Raw genomic sequence first — 25411 nt, forward strand, 5'->3', positions numbered from 1 at the left:
CTGAATTAAATAGGAAAACGCAAAGGAGCAATAAAAATGAATTTGACATTGTTTTTAAGACGCAAAAATTTTATCTCCGATAAAATTGAGCAATGCATATTTTAATTCACAAGAAAATCACTACATTCTTGCTGAAAATCTTTGATTTTCTTGCGCCTTACAATATACAAATTGTATAAAAAACTTTGCGCCCTTGCGCTTACCCAACAATACACTTAAATAAAAAATTTTAAGACATAATATCCTTTCCCTAACAATTCATATATTTAAGTCCAACAAAACACCACAAATGACAGAAAATGAAATTTCAAAAATTGTTTTTGAAACAGGATTAAAGATTCATAAAAAGCTTGGAGCAGGACTTTTTGAGCATGTATATGACGAATGTATGTTCTATGAATTAACAAAGTCAGGATTTTTTGTAGAAAAACAAAAACTACTTCCTAATTATTTATGAAAATTTGAGAATAGAAAACGCTTTCAGGCTTGATATGATAATTGAAAACAAAGTGATTCTGGAAATAAAAGCAGTTGACTACATAAGTCCTACTCATAAAGCTCAATTACTCACCTATTTAAAAATGTCAAATTGCAAATTGGGTATGCTGCTCAACTTTCAATCTGATGTCTTCAAAAACGGAGTAACAAGAATTGTGAACAACTTATAAAATAAACTGGATAAAAATTTGACAAAGTCAAATTCCTTGCGCCTTAAAACATTATTTTTGTAAAACATTTTGCGTCTTCACGTATAACCAACAGAAACATGCACCTACAAATCAAACAGGCTGATATCGGCTACACTAAAACTTTAATCTCCAATGCCCATGCAGATTTAAGGCTTGGTGATGTATGCCTGCTGATTGGTAATAACGGTGTAGGGAAAACAACATTGATCAAATCTATTCTGCATCAAATGCCTTTACTGCACGGAGAGATTACTATTAATGGAAAAAATGTGAAAAATCTTTCCGTAAAAGAAATTGCGGAGAACATTGCCATTGTCTTTTCAAAATCGGTTATTCCACAGCATTATACGGTTGAAGATCTTATTTCTCTGGGAAAATACATCTACTACCCTTTTTATTTTGAGTTAAAAAAAGAAGACCGCGAAGAAGTTGCTCATATTATTGAAGAACTGGATCTGAATCAGTACCGGTATACTCTTTTGAAAAATCTGTCAGATGGAAATCTTCAGAAGGCATTTATCGGGCGTGCTATTACTCAAAATTCACCTATCATTATTCTGGATGAACCTACTACGCATCTGGATGAGAAAAATAAAATCATTGTTCTAAAAACCTTGAGAAAGCTGGCTAAGGAACAGAACAAACTTATTCTGTTTTCGTCCCACGACTGGAGACTGGCCAAAGAGTTTGCAGACAAAATATGGTATGTAAAGGAGAGTCACTTATATTCGGGGATTGTGGAGGACATTTTGCTTCAGCATGATGAACTTACCAATGCTTCTTTATTTCAAATTAATGAGACTTTTATTCCGCCATTTATTTCTGCACCCCAGTTTCATAAGGAAATGCTGTATTCTCTGCTTCAAAAAAACTTCCAAAAAGACCTGTCTGAGCTTAATTTCGAGTTTCAGAACCCTTTTTGGGTTATTACTAGAGATTTCACCACTTATCAATGTGAATCTTTTGAAGAAATCATCAATTTAGTCTCAAACATTCATTAATACTGAATTTTCTTTGATTTATCCATATACTATGCATGCATAGTATTATGCTAATCATACAATTTAATCCATTTATTTACAGCCTATTAACAAAATTTAACGTTAATAAATATTATGCATGCATAATATTTATTAAATTTGGGTAAAACCATTGGCGCAAAAATGATGGATAATAATAAAGAAAAAATAGAAAACGTAGATTTAATTTTAAAGCAGACCTGGCTGGCTGTTTCTAAAATGTACACAGAATTAGCCCAGGAACATGATTCCACAGCGGTGCAGGCACTCACACTTCTTAAAATTGATCCCAAAGAAGGAACCCGAAGTACCAATCTTGGTCCGAAGATGGCTATTGAACCCACTTCACTAACAAGAATCATCAAACTTCTTGAAGATAACGGATACATCTATAAGGAAAAGACCACCACGGATAAAAGAGAGGTGATTATTAAACTTACAGACAAAGGATTAAATTCCAGAAATATGTCTAAGGAAGTCGTTGTGAATTTCAACAAGAAAGTCATGGAAAAAATAGCTCCGGAAAAGCTGGATGCTTTCAAAGACGTGATGACCGAGATCATGAAAATAGCAAACGAATTGTTAAATAACAGAAAATAAATTGTGATGTAACCTTCGGGCTCATATCATCTTATACAAATAAAAATTTACATATGAAAAGAAGAATCAAACATGTAACGGTTCTTGGTTCAGGAATTATGGGAAGCGGAATCGCTGCTCACTTCGCCAACATCGGCGTTGAAGTATCACTTTTGGATATTGTTCCTTTTGAACTTACTGAAGCTGAACAAAAAAAAGGTTTGACCAAAGATGACAAGGTCGTAAGAAACAGAATTGCTTCCGAAAACTTTGAAAAACTTAAAAAAGCAAGTCCTGCACTTCTTTACTCTCCAAAGTTTGCAGACAGAATCAAAATCGGAAACTTCGATGACGATTTGCCGAAAATAAAAAACACTGACTGGATCATTGAAGTAGTAGTAGAAAGGCTTGACATCAAGAAGTCTGTTTACGAAAAGATTGAACAGTTCAGAAAACCGGGTACCCTAATTTCTTCTAATACTTCCGGTATTCCTATTCATTTCCTTACAGAAGGAAGAAGCGAGGACTTCAAAAAGTACTTCGCAGGAACTCACTTTTTCAACCCTGTAAGATACCTTCCTCTTTTAGAGATTATCCCAACTAATGATACAGATCCTGAGATCATCGATTTCTATATGAATTATGGGGCAAAATTCTTGGGTAAAACGACTGTTTTAGCTAAAGATACTCCAGCTTTCATCGCCAACAGAATCGGGGTATTCTCTATGATGGATCTTCTTCACAATGTACAGAAATTGGGACTTACCGTTTCTGATGTTGATAAATTAACAGGTCCGGTAATTGGACGTCCAAAATCAGCTACATTCAGAACAGCTGACGTAGTAGGTCTTGATACTTTGGTAATGGTAGCCAACGGAGTTCGTCAAAGCGGTGCGGAAGCGAACGACTTCAATGATGTATTTGCCCTTCCTCCTTATATCCAGAAAATGATGGACAATAAATGGTTAGGTTCAAAAACAGAACAAGGTTTCTATAAAAAAGTGAAAAATGCAGAAGGAAAATCTGAAATTCACGGATTAAACCTTGATACTTTAGAGTATGAACTTCAAGGAAAATCATCCTTCCCTACTCTGGAATTAACAAAAGCTATTGATAAACCGATTGACAGATTCAAAGTATTAATTGGTGGTAAAGATAAAGCTGGCGAATTATACAGAAAATCTTTAGGAGCATTATTCGCGTATGTTTCTCACAAAGTTCCTGAAATCTCTGACGAAGTTTACAAAATTGACGACGCGATGAGAGCTGGTTTCGGATGGGAAAACGGTCCATTTGAAATCTGGGATGCTGTAGGTGTTCAGAAAGGTATTGAACTTGCAAAAGATGCAGGATACGAGGTTTCTGACTGGGTTAAAAATGTAGAAACGTTCTATAAAGTTAATGACGAAGGACAAAGCATTTATGTTGATAAAAATTCAGGAGAATACAACAAAATTCCTGGTCAGGATGCATTCATCATCTTAGATAATATCCGAAAAAACAAAACACTTTGGAGCAATTCAGGTGCTGCTATTGAAGATTTAGGAGATGGTATCATCAACTTCGAGATCCGCTCAAAAATGAACTCTCTTGGAGGCGAAGTTCTTGATGGATTAAACAGAGCAATCGACTTAGCTGAAAAAGAATATGACGGATTAGTAGTTGGAAACCAGGGAGCAAATTTCTCTGTAGGTGCTAATCTTGCTATGATCCTTATGATGGCTATTGAGCAGGATTGGGATGATTTGAATATGGCAATCGCTTACTTCCAGAAATCAATGATGAGAGTACGCTACTCTTCTATTCCTGTAGTAGTTGCTCCTCACGGAATGACTTTAGGTGGAGGATGCGAAATGACCATGCATGCTGACAGAGTGGTTGCAGCGGCAGAAACGTATATCGGACTTGTAGAAACCGGAGTTGGAGTAATTCCTGGTGGTGGTGGTACTAAAGAATTGACTTTAAGAACTTCCAGAGAATTCCACAATGATGATGTTAAAAATAACAGACTTCGTGATGCTTTCATGAACATCGCCATGGGTAAAGTAGCGACTTCCGCTTATGAAGCTTACGATATGGGAATCCTTGAAAAAGGGAAAGACATTGTTTCAGTTAGCAAAAACAGACAGATTGCTGAAGCTAAAAAAGTAGCAAAATTATTAGCAGAACAAGGATATACTCAGCCAATTGAGCAAAAAGTAAAAGTTTTGGGTAAAGATGCATTAGGAATGTTCTATGTAGGAACAGACCAGATGCTAACCGGAAACTTCATCTCTGCACACGATAAAAAAATTGCTGATAAGCTGGCTAACGTAATGGTAGGCGGAAATTTATCTGAACCAACAGTAGTAACAGAACAATATCTATTGAATCTTGAAAGAGAAACTTTCCTTCAGCTTTGTGGGGAAAGAAAAACTTTAGAGAGAATTCAGTACATGTTGCAAAATGGGAAACCTTTGAGAAACTAATAGAGAGCTCCGTAGGAGCGAACTGTTAATAGCATGAATAATTTAAAATTGGAAAGCCTCGTAGAGGCGACCTGTTAATGTATGGCCAACACCTACACTCAGATTTATATTCAAATTGTTTTCGCTGTAAAAGGAAGACAAAATCTGATTTCAAAAGAAAACAGAGAAGAATTACATCAGTTTATTACAGGTATTGTTTCCAATAGAAATCAAAAATTATTCGCAGTTTTTGCAATGCCTGACCATGTGCACATTCTTGTAAGTATGAATCCGACACTTGCGGTTTCAGATTTAGTAAGAGATATTAAAGCAGGTTCTTCAAAATTCATTAATGAAAAAGGATGGATGAATGAAAAATTCAATTGGCAGGAAGGGTACGGAGCTTTTTCTTATTCTAAAAGCAGTGTCGATTCTGTTGTAAAATATATTTTAGATCAGGAAGAACATCATAAAAAGAAAACTTTTAGAGAAGAATATCTGGATTTTATGTCAAAATTTGAGATAGAATATGATCCAAAATATTTATTTGAATGGATTAATGATTAACAGGTCGCTCCTACGGAGCTCCTCAAAAAGCAAAAACAAAAATCGATGAACAGTTTACCTCTACGAGGCAAAAAATTCTTAAAACAATTTAATTAAACAAAAAAAATGAAAACAGCATACATAGTAAAAGGTTTCAGAACTGCCGTTGGAAAAGCTCCAAAAGGAAGTTTAAGATTTACAAGACCTGATGTCATGGCGGCTACCGTTATTGAAAAATTAATGGCTGAGCTACCCCAATTAGATAAAAACAGAATTGATGACCTTATCGTAGGAAATGCAATGCCGGAAGCTGAACAAGGGCTTAATGTGGCGCGTCTGATCTCTTTGATGGGGTTAAATACCGATAAAGTTCCGGGAGTAACTGTAAACAGATACTGTGCATCAGGAAGTGAAGCGATTGCTATTGCTTCTGCAAAAATCCAGGCTGGTATGGCAGATTGTATCATCGCAGGTGGAACAGAGTCAATGTCATATATTCCAATGGGAGGTTATAAGCCGGTTCCAGAAACGGATATCGCAAAAACAAACCCTGATTACTACTGGGGAATGGGTTACACTGCGGAAGAAGTTGCAAAACAATATAATATTACGAGAGAAGAACAGGATCAGTTTGCTTTTGAATCTCATATGAAGGCTTTAAAAGCTAATCAGGAAGGTAAATTTGCCAATCAGATTGTTCCGATTCCTGTAGAGTATAATTTCCTGGACGAAAACCAGAAACTGCAGACTAAAAAGTTTGATTTTTCAGTAGATGAAGGGCCCAGAGCTGATACTTCTTTAGCTGGTTTAGCAAAACTAAGACCTGTATTTGCCAACGGAGGAAGCGTAACTGCCGGAAACTCTTCTCAGATGAGTGACGGAGCGGCTTTCGTAATGGTAATGAGTGAGGAAATGGTAAAAGAATTAGGATTGGAGCCTGAAGCAAGATTAGTGGCTTATGCTGCAGCCGGATTAGAACCAAGAATCATGGGAATGGGTCCTATCTATGCTATTCCAAAAGCATTGAAACAGGCAGGTTTAGAATTAAAAGATATCGACTTGATCGAGCTTAACGAAGCTTTCGCCTCGCAATCTGTTGCTATCAAAAAAGAATTAGGTTTAAATCCTGACATCTTAAACGTAAACGGAGGAGCTATTGCTCTTGGGCACCCGCTTGGATGTACAGGAACAAAACTAACAGTACAACTTCTTGACGAAATGAGAAGAAGAGGCAACAAGTACGGAATGGTTTCTATGTGTGTAGGAACAGGGCAAGGTGCAGCTTCTATTTTTGAGCTACTTTAAATAAAGACTAATAAGACAAAAGACAAAGAGAGAATAGACAGATAGAAAATAGACGCCACTAATAATCTATCATCTATCCGTCTATTATCTGAAGGTCTCAAAAAATTTTAAAAACAAAATAATATATGGCTACATTAAAAGGCGGGGAATTCCTAATCAAACAGATTCCTGCAAACGAAATTTTCAGTATTGAAGAACTGAATGAAGAACAAAAGATGCTTCGTGATTCTGCAAAAGAATTCATAGACAGAGAAGTTGTTCCTCAAAGAGAACGTTTTGAGAAGAAAGATTATGCATTTACTGAAGAGACCATGCGTAAACTGGGCGAAATGGGAATGTTGGGAATCGCTGTTCCTGAAGAGTACGGAGGTCTTGGGATGGGCTTTGTGACTACAATGCTTGCTTGTGATTATATTTCCGGAACTACAGGTTCACTGGCTACAGCTTATGGAGCGCACACCGGAATTGGAACATTGCCAATCGTTCTTTACGGAACTGAGGAGCAAAAGAAAAAATACCTTCCGGATTTAGCAGCAGGAACAAAATTTGGAGCTTACTGTTTGACAGAGCCTGATGCTGGTTCTGATGCCAATTCAGGAAAAACAAAAGCAAAACTTTCCGAAGACGGAAAACATTATATCATCAACGGCCAGAAAATGTGGATCTCTAATGCAGGATTTGCAGATACATTTACATTATTCGCTAAAATTGATGATGATAAAAATATTACAGGGTTTGTGATCAACAGATCAGAACTTGAAAATCCTGAAAGCTTAACTTTCGGAGAGGAAGAGCACAAATTAGGTATCCGTGCTTCTTCTACCCGTCAGGTTTTCTTCAATGATATGAAAATTCCTGTGGAAAATCTTTTAGGAGAAAGAAACAATGGTTTCAAGATCGCTTTAAATGCATTGAACGTAGGCCGTATCAAATTGGCTGCAGCATGTCTTGATGCCCAGAGAAGAATCTTAAACCACTCTATCCAGTACTCTAACGAAAGAAAACAATTTGGGGTTTCTATTGCTACTTTCGGAGCGATCAGAAAGAAAATTGCTGAAATGGCAACCGGAGTTTTCGTAAGTGAAGCAGGTTCTTACAGAGCGGCTAAAAACGTTCAGGATAAAATTGACGAATTGGTAGCAGGCGGATTAAGCCATCAGGAAGCAGAATTAAAAGGTGTAGAAGAATTCGCAGTAGAATGTTCAATCCTTAAAGTATTTGTTTCTGACCTTGCTCAACACACAGCAGACGAAGGAATCCAGGTATACGGAGGGATGGGATTCTCTGAAGATACTCCTATGGAAGCAGCATGGAGAGATTCAAGAATTTCAAGAATCTATGAAGGCACCAACGAAATCAACAGATTATTAGCTGTAGGAATGCTGATCAAGAGAGCAATGAAAGGCGAATTGGACCTTTTATCTCCTGCTATGGCCATCAGTAAAGAATTGATGGGTATCCCTTCATTTGAAGTTCCTGATTATTCAGAATTCATGAGTGAAGAAAAAGCAATTATCGCAAACCTTAAGAAAGTATTCTTAATGGTTTCCGGAGCAGCTCTTCAGAAATACATGATGGATATTGAGAAACAACAGCATTTATTATTGAATGCTTCTGAAATCCTTAACCAGATCTACATGGCAGAATCTGCAGTATTAAGAGCAGAAAAACACTTCTCTCCTGAATCTGTAGAAGCAGCTATGGCTCAGTTAAATCTTTACAAAGCGATTGAGAAAATCATTACTGCCGCTAAAGAAGGAATCGTTTCTTTCGCTGAAGGAGATGAGCAGAGAATGATGCTTTCAGGATTAAGAAGATTCACTAAATATACCAACCATCCGAATGTAGTAGCGCTTACTGAAAAAGTAGCCGCTCACTATATCGAAAAAGGAGCTTATTAGTCTTTAATAACATAAATTTGATTCAGCGTCTCAATTTTTGAGGCGCTTTTTTATTGACATCAATTATGACTTTCATTGAAATTCATTGTGTTTATCGGAATTATTCAAAAAAAATTATTATTTTTATTTTAAAATACATAACACATGAAAATTTTATTATTTCCAATACTCCTTATTTCCGTTACTTTTTCAGCACAAAAAAAAGACAATGTACTTCCTGTTCCCAAGATGGATACGACAAAAATTATTGCTAAAGGTAAATTCCCGGGATATTTTGCTCTGAAACCCGATCAACCTCAAAAAGAACTTTACAAAATATTAACGGTTAAGCCCAATGATACCATTCTTTATCTGGCTTTAAGAGAATCTTCAAAGGATTATTCACAATATAAAATTTTAAATACAATTACTTCTGATAAGCTTCAGGTCAACCGGAAAAAAATACTACCATCCAAATAACATAACACAAACTAAAAACTATTACCATGGGAAAATTTATTATCTCTAAAAGAACAAACGGAGACTTTCAGTTCAACCTCAAAGCTGGAAACGGACAGGTTATCTTAACCAGCCAGGGATACAGCACCAAACCATCCTGCGAAAGTGGAATCGGATCCGTAAAAACCAATGCACTGGAAGATTCAAAATTTGAAAGAAATACAGCCAATGACGGCAGATGTTATTTTAATCTAAAGGCAGGAAACGGACAAATCATAGGAACCAGTCAGATGTATGAATCTGACAATGGTATGGAAAACGGAATAGAATCCGTAAAAAACAATGCTCCACATGCTCATATAGAGGATAATACCAACTTATAAAATCATGTGAAATAATCTTCATAAAAAAGCCTTAGTTTTTAAGGCTTTTTTTATTTTTGTACTCTATTTTTCATTAGAAATGACAAAAGAAGAATTACTGAATAAAGCCATCAAAATCGCCGACAAGGCACATAAAGGACAAACCGATAAATACCATGCCCCATACATTGCCCATGTAATGCGTGTAATGAATTATGGTAAAACACTGGATGAAAAGATTGTAGGGGTTCTACACGATGTTGTGGAGGATCACCCACTGGAATTCAGCCTGGATTATTTAAGATCGGAAGGATTCCCTGAATATATTATTTTTGCCATCAGCTGTCTTACAAAGCTTGATCCGGAAGAAGATTATGATGAATTCATCAAAAGAACAGAAAGATCTCTCCTATCTGTTGCTGTAAAGCTTAATGACCTTCGTGATAATATGGATCTCAGAAGAGTAAACAGAGAGCTTACTCCTAAGGATATCAAAAGATTCAACAAATATCTTAAAGCTTATCGTTATCTGATAGAGAAATATTAATCCGCACCCGGGAAATCATAAGTTTTCGTATGGTGGTCTGTTCCGTCGATATTGATGTTTAACGCAAGGTAAACGAAATGTAAATTTTTGTTTCCTTTTGCTTCAAATTCACGCTGCCACAGATATCCGCTCACGATTCCAAAATAATCATCGATCTGATAGCCGAAACCGCCATAGACTCTGTTTCTGGCGAAAGTAGGCTTCATCGGAGAGACAAAGAATACCTCATCATAAGCATTAGCGAAAACAGTTCCTTTCTTGATCGTTTTGGCGTTCAAAGGAACACTTACGTTCAAACGGTATCGGTAACGCATTCTCTGGGAAGTCTGATCTGTTTTTGGCTCATAAAACCAGCTCTTTTCAGCACGAAAACGGTTTTCAAACTTTACGATGCCTTTTTTAACATCAATAACGTCCTGAAGCCATACCCTGAACTCTTCTCTGCTCAGGCTGTGTTCTTTATAGTTAACATATCTCCCCAGCCCCACAAAAGGTTTGTGGTTTTTGGTAAGATTATACCCTAATCCCCCTTTTATCTCATAATAATCAGGGTAGGTATAATCTTCGTTACCACGCATCTGCCCTTCAGCATAAAGGAAAAATTTCGGATGAAACTTATAGGTCAGAGTCACTGCATTGAAGCTGGAAATATGTTCCTGTGCTTTAAAAAAAGATATTCCAAGTAATAATCCTAAACCTATAAGACGTTTCATAAAAAATTTTTGCAAATGTATATTTTTTAACAATTTGTTAATATTAACTTTTATTCATGTTCAAATTAACAATTACTTAATATTGATTGTATAAGAAAAACCAATATGGAACCACCTTTGCGGCATTCCCACTCCAAATGCTTCGGTGTATGTTGTGTTGGTCAAATTGTTAATCAACACATATACTGAGTAATCTTTTTTAGCAAAGCTCAGCTTCTCATCTACAAGGTTATACGTTCCCAGATTTACCCTTTCATTGTAGCGGTAAACAAGCTCATTGGTAAAGTTTTTCAGGAATTTCACCTCTAATTTGGACACGAACTGATGCTTCAGATTGTCCAGAATATATCTTGAAACCACACCAGCTTTTTCTTCATATTTGCTGTCAATATACGTGTAACCAACAGTATATTTTAACCAGTCGGTCGGTCTGTGGCTCCACTCTGCTTCGATTCCTCTGGTTTTGATATCTCCAACATTTTGCGCATACCATACTTTATCACTCAGGTCTTTTTTCACCCAGTCAATAGAGTTGCTGGAATTTCTTAAAAACCCACTGATTTTTGCCAAAATTCTGTTATTTTGATATTGATATCCTACTTCTGATGACAAAGCATTTTCAGGCTGCAAATCCGGATTTCCCTGCTCTGTTTTACTTACATAATACAATTCGGTAAAAGTGGGCACACGGTGTACTTTTGCGATGTTTCCGTAGATTTTAGAATTAGTATTAAAGTTATAGCCTACATCAAGCCCCGGATAGAAGAAGTTTCCTTCCTTAGAATAATTGGCCCATGAAATTCCCGGACTGATGTTCAGTTTTTTATCCAGTAATGAAAAATGATGTTCAAAGAAAACCTGAGATACAAAACGGTTTCGGTCACCCAAATTACTGCTTACTAAAAATTCTTTTCTCAGTTCAACCCCAATTCCGGTTGTTCCCAATCCCCACTGATAGCTGGAATTCACTTCTCCACCCACATTATTTCCGATGTGCATATTTCGGTAAAAATCCGGATTCCATCGGTCATAAAGGTACATATCCTGTCCTCTTCTCCAGTATACATTAGAGTTAAGCTTTAGTTTTCCAAAAGTCTGCTGATGAGCTACACTTACAATAGAAGCCTGTGTTTCCTCATACTGCTTTGTAGCAGCACTGGAAGCATAAAAACCATTGGCACCGAATTTCTTTTCCGAAAACCCGGCCTGTACTCTTACATCTCCGTTTTTGATATTCAGCTTTCCCTGATAAAATACATTTCTGATTTCATAATCCGTATTGAACATATACCCTTCTGAAGAAAAAGAATTCGCCTGAAGGGAGTTCGTGAACTTTTCATTTCCAATCTGAGCGTTAAATCCAAGACCATAAGAACCATAATCACCTCCTTCCGCACTGATTTTCACTTTCTTCCCTGGGGTAGTTTTGGTAACGATATTGATAACACCGGCATAAGCATTCTGTCCGAAACGTCGTGCTGCAGGGCCTTTTATAATTTCTATCTTTTCTACTTCATCCAGATCTACAGGAATATTCATATTATTATGTCCGGTCTGGGAATCATTCATCCTGATTCCGTTCAGAAGCAGCAAAACCTGCTCAAAAGAACTTCCACGGAAACCGATATCACTCTGCACTCCATTAGCTCCTCTCCTTCTGATATCCATTCCCGGTACCTGCTGAAGGATTTCGTCTATACTTTTAGCCGGAGAATTTACAATGTCTTCTCTGGTAATAACACTGATGTTCTGATTGGCACTTTTATAAGGTGTAGAGATAAATTTTCCCTGAAATTCGATGCTTTCAATATCTGTTGTCTTTTCCTGTGCGTTTACCCAAAGTAAAGATCCCAGAAAAAAAGCACTTCCTATCTTTTTGATCATAATCGTTTCCGTAGTTTTTTTAACAGAGTCCAAAAGTAAGGGAGTTCACCAAGACAGGCAAATGATAGTTGTCATAAAAAAAGATGCAACGTAATGCTGCATCTGTGTGAGGGAGTAATTCTATCTTTTTCTCATTAAATGTGTAACTAGATCTCTGAATAATTTTCTCATTTCTATATTACATATTTACGGGTACAATTTTAACTAATTTTATAACATAAAACAATAGTTAAACAAAAAAACACAATATATTTTAAAAAATTATATAAAACACTGTAAAATAAACCGTAAAACAACATTAAGTCCACAAAAAATACTCTTTTTTATCATGTATCAACGGACCTATTTCTCTTTTTGTCTTCTGATTTCTTGTTGATAATAACAATTTTTAACAATAAGATAAGCGTAAATTTTTCGCTAAAATTTCGTAATTTTGTGGGTCTTAATTTTACGATGAAAACATTCTTTTTTCAGCAGTAATTTTGTGGGCATTCTTTGGGAATGTGATGACAAAATATCAGATGAATTCAGAATTTATGTAAAAGTTCAATTGATGACAGCCTGGAAAGATTCTTAGGCAAAACACCATTATACTGAAAGTTTTAATGCTTTACAGTTACTTTTATGAATAAACAAAATATGGCTAATACAGCAGAAATAGATATAAAAAAACAGATTTTCGTTAAGAATGCACATCTTAACAATCTGAAACATATAGATGTCCTGATTCCGAAGAACAAACTGATTGTTATTACAGGGGTTTCAGGAAGTGGAAAATCTTCTTTGGCCTTTGATACTATTTATGCAGAAGGACAGAGAAGGTATGTTGAAAGTTTAAGTTCTTATGCCCGTCAGTTTTTGGGAAAATTAGAAAAACCAAAAGTAGATGATATCAAAGGACTCGCCCCCTCTATTGCCATTCAGCAGAAAGTCATTTCTTCCAATCCGCGTTCTACTGTGGGAACTTCTACAGAGATCTACGATTATATGAAGCTTTTATTTGCGAGGATTGGTAAAACTTTTTCACCGGTTTCCGGAGAAGAAGTGAAAAAAGATTCCGTTTCTGATGTGATTGACTTTATTAAAGCGTCTAAAAAGGATACTTCTTTTCTATTGACCGCTCCACTGGAATATGATGTTGACAATTTCAAAGAAACCTTAAATGTTTTAAAACTGGCAGGTTTCACAAGGCTTGAAATTAATGGAAACGTTGCGGGAATTGAAGATCTGGAAAGCTTTGGTTTCACTCCTGAAAAGGGAATGACCATCAATCTTGTCATCGATCGTTTTTCCTACGAAGAAGACGAAAGTTTTTTACAGAGACTTGCGGACTCTATTCAAATGGCATTCTATGAAGGTCGCGGCTATTGTTCACTAAAGAATACAGATACTGACAAAGTAAAAGAATTCTCCAATAAATTTGAGCTGGACGGCATGGAGTTCCTTGAACCCAACGTTCATTTTTTCAGCTTTAATAACCCGTACGGAGCATGTCCGGCATGTGAAGGATATGGAAAAGTAATCGGAATTGATGAAGATCTTGTAGTTCCTAATAAAACGTTGTCTGTTTACGAAGATGCCGTTGTCTGCTGGAGAGGAGAAACCATGAGCGAATGGAAAAAGGATTTCATCAAAAAAGCAGGTGACTTCCCGATTCACAAACCTTACCATCAGCTAACCAAAGAACAGAAAAACTTCCTTTGGAGAGGTGATGGAAAGAACAGTTTCCCTTGCATCAATAATTTCTTCAAAATGCTTGAAGAAAACCTATACAAAATCCAGTACAGAGTAATGCTTTCCCGTTACAGAGGAAAAACCCTTTGTCCTACGTGTGAAGGATTGAGACTGCGTGAAGAAACAAGCTGGGTAAAAGTAGACGGACACAATATCCAGTCGATGATTGAACTTCCTTTGGATGAACTTGCTCCGGTGATCAATGGATTAAAACTTTCAGACCACGACAAAGAAGTCGCCAAAAGACTGATCTACGAAATCACCACCCGCCTTGAATTTTTATTAAAAGTTGGTTTAGGGTATTTAACCTTAAACAGAACATCCAATACCCTTTCAGGGGGAGAAAGTCAGAGAATTAACTTAGCAACCAGTTTGGGAAGTTCTTTGGTAGGTTCTATTTATATTCTGGATGAACCTTCTATCGGACTTCATTCTAAAGATACAGAAAACCTGATCGAAGTATTGAAAAACCTTCGTGATCTTGGAAATACCGTTATTGTAGTAGAACATGACGAGGATGTGATGAGAGCGGCAGACTATATTATTGATATTGGCCCGGAAGCAGGTTATCTTGGAGGTGAACTGGTATTTGCGGGTGATTATAAAGACTTGAAAAAAGCCAACACCCTTACTTCAGAATATCTTACTGGAAGGCTTGAAATTGAAGTTCCGCAAAAAAGAAGAAAAGGAAAAGAATGGATTCACATTAAAGGTGCGCGTCAGAATAACCTTAAAAATATAGATGTAGACGTTCCTTTGGAAAGTCTCGTAGTCATTTCCGGAGTTTCAGGAAGTGGAAAGTCTACTTTGATGAAAGAGATCCTTACCAATGACATCCAGATCCAGCTTGGAATGGGAGGTAAAAAAGGTGACTATGATTCTGTAGAATTCCCTAAGAAACTGATCAAAAATATTGAATTGATTGATCAGAATCCGATTGGAAAATCATCCCGTTCAAACCCTGTCACCTATCTAAAGGCTTACGACGATATCCGTGATCTTTTTGCCAAACAGAAAGTAGCCAAAATGATGGGTTATAAACCTAAACATTTCTCTTTCAACGTGGATGGCGGTAGATGTGATGAATGTAAAGGAGAAGGGGTGATTAACGTTTCCATGCAGTTTATGGCAGACATTGAGCTTGAATGTGAAGTTTGTAAAGGAACACGATTCAAAAATGAAATCCTTGAAGTACGATTTGATGAGAAAAACATCTCTGACATTCTTCATATGACAGTAGATGAAGCATTGGAGTTCTTTAAAGATAATAATGAAGAAAAGATCGTAACGAAACTGAGACCTTTGCAGGAAGTAGGTTTAGGTTATTTACAGCTGGGACAAAGCTCTTCTACCCTTTCCGGAGGTGAGGCACAGCGTGTGAAACTGGCTTCATTCCTTGTAAAAGGGGTAACAACAGATAAAACCTTATTCATTTTTGATGAACCTTCCACGGGGCTTCACTTCCACGATATTCAGAAATTACTGAAGTCATTACAGGCGTTGATTGATCTCGGACATTCGGTGATTGTTATTGAGCATCAGCCTGACATCATCAAATGTGCCGATTATATTATCGATATCGGCCCGGAAGCCGGAAAACACGGCGGCGAGGTTGTATTTGCAGGGACACCCGAAGATCTGACTAAAAATAAAAAGTCTTATACGGCAAAATACATCAAAGAAAAACTGGAACAATAAATACTACCGGCTGTTTTAAAAACGGTCGGTTTTTTATTGAGATTACTTATCTTTATTCAACTTATCAACCCATTACAAAATTATTATTTATGCCCTGGAATCCCGAATTATATGATCAATACAAAGATGTACGTTACAAACCCTTTTATGATTTAGCAGCGTTAATCAAGCCCGAAAACAATATTAAAGCTATTGACTTAGGTTGTGGAACCGGAGAACAGACTTCTATTCTTACGGAAAAACTCACAGGCTCTACATTCTTAGGAATTGATTCATCAGCAGAAATGCTTGAAAAATCGAGGAAATATGAAAACGATCATTTACACTTTAAGCTTCAGAGCATTGAAGAAACAGCGCAGTCTGATCAGAAATGGGATCTTGTCTTTAGTAATGCCGCATTACAATGGGCTGATGATCACGAAATTTTATTTCCTAAAATCATTGGATTACTTTCACGGAATGGACAGTTAGCCATACAAATGCCCGTCCAGAAAGAAAATATCCTCAATCAGATTTTAACAGAAATGGCAGATGAGGAGCCTTACAAGTCACAGTTAAATCATTTTAACCGTGATTCACCAGTGCTTTCAATGGACGATTATGCCCAGATATTATTTGATAACGGAATTCAGGATATTGAAATATTTCAGAAGGTTTATCCTATCATTGCAGATGATCACGAAGCCTTATATGAGTTTATTTCAGGAACCGCATTATTGCCTTATTTAGAGCGTCTGGAAGGAGAACAGAAAGAACAGTTTATCTCCGAATTTAAATCGCGTATCGCAAAAAGGTTTACGAAATATCCGGCTATCTATGCATTCAAGCGTATTCTGATGTATGGACGTAAGAAATAGAAAATCTTAACACCCAATAAAAAACTGCCACAATTGTCATTCTGACGAAGGAAGAATCTCATTAATAACCAATGATATGAGATTCTTCATTACACTTCGTTTCATTCAGAATGACAAAATTGTGACAGCTGTTTCTGTTTATTAATAAAATAGTGACTCTTTCACATTATACAAAAACGGACTTTTCCTGATATACTCAGAATCTTGAACCTGAGAAGCCAAAAATTCCGCAAGATCAGCAGCACTGATTCCTTCACCTTTGCAGTCTGTGAGGTTTGTTTCCGTTAGAAAATTGTCCTCTGTAAGATGAATGAGTGGTAATCTTACCAAAGTCCAGTCAAGATTGCTTTCCTGAAGATGTTCATATTCTTTTTGTTTATCAGTTGTCGTCTCAGGATAGTTCTGGTACATCCAGTCTGTAGCCATCTTTACCTTTTCATTTTTATGATCTAACGGTGTATTTACACTTAGACCAGTGGTTACAATATAACGCTTAATCCCATAATGATTCATTGTTTTGATGATATTTTTTGCAGCATCGCTGAATATAGACTTCTCACCTTTTGGCTGTCCTAAAGTACTCATTACAAGATCAGTTCCTTCAATCAAAGTATGGATGGCTGCTTCATCCCTGACATCTCCTTTTACTACTTCAATTAATGGATTTTGAAGGGTAAAATTCTCGGGATGTCTTAATAAAAGTTTAAGATGATATCCTTTCTCAAGAAGGTTTTTTACCAGATATTGTCCGGATTTTCCGGTTCCGCCGATTACAGCAATTTTATAGGTTTTCATAATGATTTTTTTAATTATTAATTATCAATAATCAATAGCAGATCAACCGCTGATGACTGTAGATACTGCAAATGACGTATTGTCTTTGCTTTTAGATATGATATAATAAAGATATTGGGTTCAGAAAATTGAACCTAAGATGTTCAGGTTTAAAAGTATACCTGACTCATTGTAATATGTATTACGAGATTTTAATGAATTAAAGTTACCTATTTTTCATCATTAAAAAATCAAAAATTTATGATTTTGACAACATATATTAAAAGAGAAAGTTTATAACTTTGATAACTAACTTATTATCAATACATTCCACCCGATCCGCTTTACACCAATAAAATATCATAATATGGAACCCTTTACAGTAAACATCCCTGAATCGGTTATCACTGATCTCAAAAACCGTCTGCAAAATACCCGCTGGCCGGGAGAACCTGAAGGCTCCGGCTGGAACTACGGAACCAACGAGGCCTACCTGAAAAAACTTGTCCAATACTGGATCAATGATTACGACTGGAAGATGCACGAACAGCAATTGAATCAGCATCCACAGTATATAACCAGGATTGACGGAATTTTAATTCATTTTCAATACATCAGAGGAAAAGGCTCAAATCCTAAACCGCTGATCCTTACGCATGGCTGGCCAGACAGCTATTACCGCTTTCATAAAATTATTCCACTGCTTACAGAAGGTGAACAAAGCTTTGATCTTGTTATTCCTTCCATTCCGGGGTTTGGTTTTTCTGATAAAACAGCGGTCAGCAGTGAGAAGGTGGCAGATCTATGGAAAAAACTGATGACTGAAGTGCTTGGCTATGAAAAATTCTGTGCTGCGGGAGGAGATATCGGAATGGGAGTCGTAAAGGCATTGACTTCAAAATATCCTGAAGCCCTGGAAGCTGTTCACCTTACAGATGTTGGCTACCCCACCGGTCAGGAAGACCCTGCCACAATGAGCGAAGATGAACAGGCATTTGCTCAGTTTGTCCAGCGCTGGTGGTACAGTGAAGGAGCTTACGCCATGGTACAGTCTACCAAACCTCAATCGCTGGCTTATGGGCTCAACGATTCTCCTGTCGGATTGGCAGGCTGGATCATAAGTTTTATCAATGCAGGTGCACCACCTGAAATGATTGAAACGGCATTTGGCGGTAAAGATGAGTTACTCACCAATATTATGATTTATTGGGTGACCCAAACCATAGGCTCTTCTGCCAGGATGTATAAGGAAGATGCAGCCGCTTTATGGAGCGGAACGCAGGTTCATCAGAAGAGCAATGTTCCTGCAGGAGTGCTTGTATTTCCCCGTGAGGCACAGTTTCCCAAAGAATGGGCAGAACGTTTTGTGAATATCACCAGCTTTAAAAAGATGAGTGAAGGAGGACACTTTGCCGCATTGGAATTACCTCATCTATTTGCAGATGAACTGAGATCATTCTTTTATTCTGTATGATGGAATAGTTTTTCATGAAGAAATATTATATGACTATTGATGGAAATATGAATAAAAAAGTGACATGTGAAGAGGAAAGAACGCTGAATGATTTTGTCTTAAAATATCTTTCTGAACAGTAATTTCAGAAAGCTCCACAAGTTATTCACATTTTTTTGTGGATAACTTGTGAATTTTAACATTTAATTCATATTTCGTATTAAAATAATTACTACATTTACTATGTAATAAACATCGAAGTGGAAACTTTATTTGCTTTTCTTACTACTCTTGAAATTGCAATTAAATTTGAAATAAAAATTTAAGCACAGCATTGTCGGCTGTGCTTTTTATTGTTGTCTAATTAAAAAAATGAGATGTATTTATCTACTGGATCTGCCTCTAAAGGGCAGATTCTTTTATCCATATACCCTTTTAAATAAAGCTTTCTGAAAATTACACTTATTCAAACGCCTCAAAAAAATTGTCTCAAGTACCTCTGATTCTCTGTGCAATAATACGTACATCCAACACTTTTGCTGCATTTAAAATTTGTAATTTTATGATTCAAACCAGACCCCGTAGTTCAATGGATAGAATAGAAGTTTCCTAAACTTTAGATCCAGGTTCGATTCCCGGCGGGGCCACAAATGCTGTCCGTCACAATCTGACTGCCTGTTTATTATTTAAAATCATCATGGTCATTTAACCATTTTTCCAGGAACATGTATAACTTTTACACAGTACATGTGGTACCTTTAAGTTGTGGCATCTGCTTACACTCTCTACTAAATATATTAATGTCTTTTTATTATCAGTTCAAATCCATCTTCAAGATCTGTACTATTATGATCATGCTCATATCATTACTAATGTTAAATTTCGAAATTTGATTTTCGACTCATTCACCAATACAATATTTTATGAAAAAATTAGTTTTATCAATAACAGCAGCAGGTTTTATTATTTCGGCCTGTACAAAAAAAGAGACAACAAATAATGTGTCTGTTAACGACTCCGCCTACTCCCAGAAAAATCACTCAGATACTGCAGTTTCAACAGGCGGGGATACTCAAAGCATTACAACAAGCAATGACAGTATTAATACAAAGACTCACGTCGGAGGAAGAAAAACCAGTAATAATAATACGGGTAATGGTACGGGCAATATCAATGCTGCAGTTTCAGACAGTGCACATAACCTGCACGGAAAATCCCGAAATGTAAACAAATAGGAATTGGAATACAATTACGTTTACATAGCATAACCGATATAAAAAATGTTTTTTATATCGGTTATGCTGAACCATTCAAAAAGAATTACATTTTTAACCGTGCGGTTATATTTTTTAACCCTCTAAATGGTGTATATCATTAAGTTCAGAAAATAATACAATTATTTAATTGTTATTGTCATATTAGGTACTACGATATCCCCTGTTATCCCTGTATAACGTTGTGCAAATATTTCAATATAATCGTTGGTGGATAATTCGGTTGTACCGTTGATAGGTACTACCACAATATCATTTATAGCAGCTCCTCGTCCATATACTTTATACTGGCTGATTGCAGTTCCGTTTTTTGCGATATAGATAATATAAGTTCCGGCTGCAGGCACCTGGAATGACACAGAACCTGTTACCTGGAAAATCCTTTTCTTTTTCCCAACGTACTTTAGTCTGTTAGGAACCCCATCCGTAGTAAATCTGAAAAGATTTGAAGAAGTAGAAACAGATGAAGCAGTACCGATTTTTACAATATTGCTGGGATTAGAACTGTTAAAGCTTACACCTATTCCCGTCCCCACCGTATAATCTACTGAAAAATCTCCGACTGCATTAGTATCCGCTTCAGTAGGAAGTCCTGCTGCTCTTACCGTCCAGCTATTATTAAAATTATATCCTGAATACGTTCCTATAGTATAAGGCTTTACATATCCTGCTGTATTGGTTCCTGTAAATACAACGGATTCTATCACCGCATCTCCTGTAATGGTAAGTCCGCTTGTTGACACATCAAAACCGATGGCAGAGCCATTGACCTGGCTGAATCCTCCCTGTTTTTCAACCGATGTAAAAGTTCCCGTAAGCTTTTCATAGGTCCCTGAATTATTAGCCGCCCATCCCATATTGCTGAGAAGAAGCTGCCCGATATTGTTATAGGTAATACCATTGCTGTTTCCAACAAACTGGATAATACTAAGAAACACCAGTCCAAGCCCGGAAATGATTCCCACACTGCTCGAGTTTGCTACTACACTATCTCTGAAGATAAGGTTCTGGGTAGCAGTACCTGATATATTAAAAACATTTCCGGATGCTGCACTAAGGGTAACGCTCTTAATACTGCCACCTGTAGATCCTTCAAAAATATTTCCGGTGGTCCTGACAATAATATCATTATTCGTATCAAGCCCATGTATATAAGCATTATTAAGCTCTATCGGTTTGTCAAAAACTATCTGTCCATTAATTTCATATAATGTATCAGCATTCAAAAGGTACTTTGCCCCTCCTCCTGCACTTAGCTCCGCTGCGAGTACCGTAGCTAAAACATCAGTAGACTTTATGAGTTTAAAATTTAATCTTTCGGAGGTATTAGTTCCAACAGGATACCACGCTGCAGTATTAGCAGCATAATAATAAAGCAATTTGAGAGTAGTATCGTACACGATTAATCCATCCGCAGGCGAAACAATTGCAATCCTCTGAGATGTTGTCAGACGGGGAGGCAGAAGTCCGCGGGTTGTGGAATTAAGATCTAAAATAGAGCTAGGGTGAGGAGTTGTTGTATTGATCCCAACCTGCCCTCTAACTAAAAATACAGTAAGGAAAGCCATTAACACAATAAAAAGTTTTCCTGTAAAAGAAATTGTTTGCGTTTTCATATTAAAAGATTTTGGTGTTTTGGTGTTGTAACAGTGGATGTTCATGGATACGGTTCACCGGGATAACACTAATTTTGTGTTATCCAAGTGGTATCCTAAGTAAGAATCAGTAAATCAATAAGAGTCTACAGTACTGTATACTTTTCGTAAAACGGCGTAATCCTGGTTCTGACAATAATTAAACAAACCAGATCATTGGAAACCAAACAGGATATGGTCATCGTTTTATACCATTTGTAGATCATAACTGTAATCCATCTGCCTTTATCGATCAGTCTATACATCTTTTTCTTAAAGTACATTATGACAATGTCCTTCCTTTTGCCTTTTAGTGAAAATAAGTCTATCATAATCTTTGGTAATTTTTAGTTTCACAAATTTTTATGTTGTCCTTATTTCATGGATAGTTTTATTATTCCAAATATGGTGAAATAATAAAAATCTTCTTATGACGCGAATCATAAAAGTCTTAGGTAGCTGCTTTTTATTAATTAAATAATATCATGACTACATTCAAAATATATTGTCATCTAATTAACAAAAGAAATCGGGCACTATTTTTTCATCAATTCTGGACACTAATATATTTTTTGAGTACTTCAATAAGGTCTGCCTTTCTTACAGGTTTGGGAAGAAAATCATTCATTCCTGCTTCAAGGCACTTTTCTTTTTCGCCGAGAACATTTCCGGCTGTAACGCCGATGATAGGTATATGTTCATATCCCAGCAGCATTCTGATATTTTGTGTTGCCTCAATACCGCTCATTATCGGCATCTGCACATCCATCAAAATAATGGAAAACTGCTTTTTCCTGCATTCCTCCAAAGCCTGCAGCCCATTGACCGCTTCCGTTAGTTGTATACCGGGAGCAATAGCCTTCACCATTCTATTATTCAGGACCATATTCACAACATTATCATCAACCAAAAGCACTTCTAATTCCGGGGCAATTAAATGCGAAACTTTTTCAGACTGATCCTTACTAATTTCTACGGTATAACTTCGATCTACTTTTTTTAAGGTTTTGTACAGTTCATGTGATTTGATAGGTTTCAACAATAAATGTGCATTTTGTATTTTCCTCACCGAGGTAAATATGCTCAGTTCTTCAGAAGAAGAAGAAAGTATTATAAATGGAGCAGTCTCTTTTCGCTGATTGAATAGCCCTGTCATTTTATCAATTGTTTCCAATCCGGACATCAGAGGCATATGGTAATCCATCAGAATCACATCGAACCGTTCTCCTTTCAACAAGATTTCCAATGCTTCCATCCCATTTGAAGCCAGGGTGGATTTGATATTCTTATAGCTAAGCATGTGCTCAAGAATGATCCTGTTGGTTTCATTATCATCAACCACCAGAGCTGTTTTAATAGTAATTTCATCCTCCTCTTTCAATTGAGAGATTTCGTAAGGAATCTCAATGTCAAAGAAAAATACAGAACCTTTTTCCTTTGTGCTGCTCAAGGACAAATGGCTTCCCATATATCCAAGGATATTGTTCGAAATAGTAAGCCCCAGACCCGTGCCACCATATTGTTTACTGATGGAACTGTTTTCCTGCGTAAAGGCGTCAAAAATGTATTTCTGTTTTTCAACAGGGATTCCGATCCCTGTATCTCTAACTGAGAAACGCAAAGTAACAGTATTATCATCCATGCGTAATTTCTCTACTTTTAGCTCGATCTCTCCCTTTTCTGTGAATTTCACAGCATTCCCAAGAAGATTGATTAAGATCTGTTTTAACCTTGCTTCATCTATAAAAAGTATTTTTGGAAGACCCGGTTCAATATTGAGAAGAAGTTCAATGTTTTTTTTCTGGGATTGATAAATGATAACATTGATAACCTGACTCAACATATCATAAACATCACATTTTTCAATCAAAAGTTCCATTTTTCCGGATTCTATTTTAGAAAAATCCAATATATCATTGATGATGCTGAGCAGATTTTCCCCTGATTCATTGATATAATTCAGATATTGCATCTGTATTTCATTCAATGGTGTCGTGAGGAGAAGGTCTGAAAAACCAATGACTCCGTTTAAAGGAGTCCTGATCTCATGACTCATATTGGCAAGAAATTCGGATTTTGCTTTGCTGGCTATATCTGCTGTTTCTTTGGCATTTTTCAGTTCTTCATTTATCTTTACAGCATTTGTAATATTCTGTATGGAAATAATTACTCCCCCTACTTCATCTTTTGTAAGATACCATGGACCGACTTTAAGGTCATAATGCTGAATTTGTTCTTTTCCTTCTACCTTTAGCGTATAGTCACCGTTGATATACGTTTTTCCCAACAGCGCATTGTCATAAATCTCTTTTCTTTCTTTAGGAATATTAGTGGATATCGTGAAAAGATTATGACCAATAAGATCTACATTATTCATACTAAATTCCTCTTTCCACCTGTTGCTTACAGCAACATAGTTAAGGTCTTTATCAAACATAGCCAAAGGAACAGGAACATCAGTGGCAAAAGACTGCATGATAGCCTCCTTCCGGGTAACCTCCAGAAACATCTTTTTGAAAGCATCGATGTCCTGAATGATTCCGAAAACCCTTTTGCAGCTATCACCTTCAAATTCGGGAATCCCTTTTACTCTTACCCAGATCATTACGCCATCATTACGCAAAAGCTGGAGCTCCTCATCAAAAGTAATTCCTTGTTGTATTGCCCTGTTAAAAAGGTATTTTATTCTCTCTCCGCTCTTCCCTTTGTAAAATTCAAGGGCACTGTCGAAAGTCGGCTCGAAATCATCTTTCAGTTTGTGAATTTCTCTTGTACTTTGAGACCAGAAGAGCTTTCCGGTCTTCATATTGGCTTCCCAACCTCCCACTTGGGCTACTAAGCTTGTTTCCTCAAGCATTTCCTTAGTGTTAAACAGATCTTTTTCCAACTTCCCACGACGGATAAGGTCAGATTTTAGTTGTATATAAACAAAAATAGTTACCCCAATGGCGGCCATTGCAGAAAAGACGATGAACAACACGGTCAACTCGGAAGACTTGTTCAGATCTTCATTTTTTATGGCAAGTTGAGCCTCCTCCTGTTTTACAAATTTCTGAACAAGCGTGCGGCATCTGTCCATAGCCTCCTTGTTTTGTACAAGTTCTTCCGGACTCATCACTATTCCTTTTTTACGATTCTCAATAAGCAATGCGTATTCCTTCATCATCATTTCTGAAATATGCAGCAATTCATTGAGAACATTAATCTGGTCTTTATCTCTAAGATGAAGTCTACCTCTATCAGAAACAAGCATCGGATATTCACTCCTGCTTTTATTGAAAGGTTCAAGAAAATTTTCTCTTCCGGTAAGCTGATAGCCCCGGTTTCCCGTTTCAGCATTTAAAAGAGTGCTTAAGATATCTTTTGCTAAGCTTATAGATTCCTTATTTTTTAATAAGTCTTTCCTATTCTCCATCTGCTTATGGATGCTGATATAAGATGCTATGGAACTAGCAATCAGAAGCATCAAAGAAATCACTACTCCAATTTTGAGATTTCTTATAATTTTTTTTGGCATTTAATCGTATTTTGGCAATAAAATACTAAAAATAGGTCAT

General features: G+C 36.6%; 21 protein-coding genes and 1 tRNA gene. 16 read left to right on the forward strand and 6 right to left on the reverse strand.

Going from position 1 to position 25411, the window contains the following annotated elements; translation table 11 throughout:
- The first annotated feature begins 289 nt into the window (after positions 1–289).
- The 11 genes from DDF69_RS22455 (at position 290) to DDF69_RS19000 (ending at position 9833) form a co-directional block, all read left to right on the forward strand.
- Complete coding sequence (locus tag DDF69_RS22455) at positions 290–457, forward strand: GxxExxY protein (RefSeq protein ID WP_317048660.1); 168 nt, start codon at positions 290–292, stop codon at positions 455–457.
- A gap of 34 nt (positions 458–491) precedes the next feature.
- Entirely contained in the window at positions 492–668 is a 177-nt protein-coding gene (locus tag DDF69_RS22460; RefSeq protein ID WP_317048661.1) for a GxxExxY protein, read from the forward strand.
- 98 nt (positions 669–766) lie between these two features.
- Entirely contained in the window at positions 767–1690 is a 924-nt protein-coding gene (locus DDF69_RS18960) for an ABC transporter ATP-binding protein (protein WP_114822153.1), read from the forward strand.
- Positions 1691–1855: 165 nt separating this feature from the next.
- Positions 1856–2308, forward strand: coding sequence for a MarR family winged helix-turn-helix transcriptional regulator (locus DDF69_RS18965; protein WP_034694513.1), 453 nt, complete (start codon positions 1856–1858; stop codon positions 2306–2308).
- A 53-nt stretch (positions 2309–2361) separates the two neighbouring features.
- The gene (locus tag DDF69_RS18970; protein ID WP_114822154.1) at positions 2362–4755 is read left to right on the forward strand and encodes a 3-hydroxyacyl-CoA dehydrogenase/enoyl-CoA hydratase family protein; all 2394 of its coding nucleotides are present in this window, start codon (positions 2362–2364) and stop codon (positions 4753–4755) included.
- Positions 4756–4836: 81 nt separating this feature from the next.
- Complete coding sequence (gene tnpA, locus DDF69_RS18975) at positions 4837–5301, forward strand: IS200/IS605 family transposase (RefSeq protein WP_114822155.1); 465 nt, start codon at positions 4837–4839, stop codon at positions 5299–5301.
- Between the two features lie 105 nt (positions 5302–5406).
- Positions 5407–6585: a thiolase family protein gene (locus DDF69_RS18980; RefSeq protein ID WP_114822156.1), complete on the forward strand. Its 1179-nt coding sequence runs from the start codon at positions 5407–5409 to the stop codon at positions 6583–6585.
- 125 nt (positions 6586–6710) lie between these two features.
- Positions 6711–8486: an acyl-CoA dehydrogenase family protein gene (locus tag DDF69_RS18985; protein ID WP_114822157.1), complete on the forward strand. Its 1776-nt coding sequence runs from the start codon at positions 6711–6713 to the stop codon at positions 8484–8486.
- A 144-nt stretch (positions 8487–8630) separates the two neighbouring features.
- The gene (locus DDF69_RS18990; protein WP_114822158.1) at positions 8631–8945 is read left to right on the forward strand and encodes a hypothetical protein; all 315 of its coding nucleotides are present in this window, start codon (positions 8631–8633) and stop codon (positions 8943–8945) included.
- 26 nt (positions 8946–8971) lie between these two features.
- Positions 8972–9307, forward strand: coding sequence for a YegP family protein (locus tag DDF69_RS18995; protein ID WP_114822159.1), 336 nt, complete (start codon positions 8972–8974; stop codon positions 9305–9307).
- 79 nt (positions 9308–9386) lie between these two features.
- Complete coding sequence (locus DDF69_RS19000; RefSeq protein ID WP_034694511.1) at positions 9387–9833, forward strand: phosphohydrolase; 447 nt, start codon at positions 9387–9389, stop codon at positions 9831–9833.
- Here the strand turns inward: DDF69_RS19000 and DDF69_RS19005 are convergent.
- Together DDF69_RS19005 and DDF69_RS19010 are read right to left on the reverse strand one after the other, a co-directional pair.
- Entirely contained in the window at positions 9830–10546 is a 717-nt protein-coding gene (locus DDF69_RS19005; RefSeq protein WP_110008737.1) for a DUF2490 domain-containing protein, read from the reverse strand. The genes DDF69_RS19000 and DDF69_RS19005 overlap by 4 nt on opposite strands.
- Positions 10547–10618: 72 nt before the next feature.
- On the reverse strand, positions 10619–12430 hold the full coding sequence (locus tag DDF69_RS19010) for a TonB-dependent receptor plug domain-containing protein (RefSeq protein ID WP_114822188.1): 1812 nt from the start codon (positions 12428–12430) through the stop codon (positions 10619–10621).
- A gap of 639 nt (positions 12431–13069) precedes the next feature.
- Between DDF69_RS19010 and uvrA the strand changes: the two genes are divergently transcribed.
- The gene (gene uvrA / locus DDF69_RS19015) at positions 13070–15862 is read left to right on the forward strand and encodes an excinuclease ABC subunit UvrA (RefSeq protein ID WP_114822189.1); all 2793 of its coding nucleotides are present in this window, start codon (positions 13070–13072) and stop codon (positions 15860–15862) included.
- 89 nt (positions 15863–15951) lie between these two features.
- Positions 15952–16719, forward strand: coding sequence for a methyltransferase domain-containing protein (locus DDF69_RS19020; RefSeq protein ID WP_114822160.1), 768 nt, complete (start codon positions 15952–15954; stop codon positions 16717–16719).
- Positions 16720–16860: 141 nt separating this feature from the next.
- Here DDF69_RS19020 and DDF69_RS19025 read toward each other — a convergent pair whose 3' ends face one another.
- Positions 16861–17514, reverse strand: a complete 654-nt coding sequence (locus DDF69_RS19025) for an NAD(P)-dependent oxidoreductase (RefSeq protein ID WP_114822161.1) — start codon at positions 17512–17514, stop codon at positions 16861–16863.
- A 346-nt stretch (positions 17515–17860) separates the two neighbouring features.
- Here DDF69_RS19025 and DDF69_RS19030 point away from each other — a divergent pair, with 346 nt between their 5' ends.
- The 3 genes from DDF69_RS19030 to DDF69_RS19040 all read left to right on the forward strand — a co-directional run bounded on the left by DDF69_RS19030 (position 17861) and on the right by DDF69_RS19040 (position 20181).
- The gene (locus tag DDF69_RS19030; protein ID WP_114822162.1) at positions 17861–18967 is read left to right on the forward strand and encodes an epoxide hydrolase family protein; all 1107 of its coding nucleotides are present in this window, start codon (positions 17861–17863) and stop codon (positions 18965–18967) included.
- A 554-nt stretch (positions 18968–19521) separates the two neighbouring features.
- A tRNA-Arg gene (locus tag DDF69_RS19035) sits at positions 19522–19593 on the forward strand.
- Positions 19594–19869: 276 nt separating this feature from the next.
- Positions 19870–20181 (forward strand): hypothetical protein, encoded by a 312-nt coding sequence (locus DDF69_RS19040; protein WP_114822163.1) that lies wholly within the window; start codon positions 19870–19872, stop codon positions 20179–20181.
- A gap of 161 nt (positions 20182–20342) precedes the next feature.
- Here the strand turns inward: DDF69_RS19040 and DDF69_RS19045 are convergent, their stop codons facing one another.
- From DDF69_RS19045 to DDF69_RS19050, 3 genes are all read right to left on the reverse strand, one after another.
- The gene (locus DDF69_RS19045) at positions 20343–21836 is read right to left on the reverse strand and encodes a hypothetical protein (protein ID WP_114822164.1); all 1494 of its coding nucleotides are present in this window, start codon (positions 21834–21836) and stop codon (positions 20343–20345) included.
- Between the two features lie 125 nt (positions 21837–21961).
- The gene (locus tag DDF69_RS22145; protein ID WP_162800968.1) at positions 21962–22120 is read right to left on the reverse strand and encodes a hypothetical protein; all 159 of its coding nucleotides are present in this window, start codon (positions 22118–22120) and stop codon (positions 21962–21964) included.
- A 281-nt stretch (positions 22121–22401) separates the two neighbouring features.
- On the reverse strand, positions 22402–25371 hold the full coding sequence (locus DDF69_RS19050; protein ID WP_228412046.1) for a response regulator: 2970 nt from the start codon (positions 25369–25371) through the stop codon (positions 22402–22404).
- Positions 25372–25411: the final 40 nt, after the last annotated feature.

Origin of the sequence: Chryseobacterium sp. KLBC 52 (assembly GCF_003347605.1) — a bacterium.
GTDB lineage: Bacteria > Bacteroidota > Bacteroidia > Flavobacteriales > Weeksellaceae > Chryseobacterium.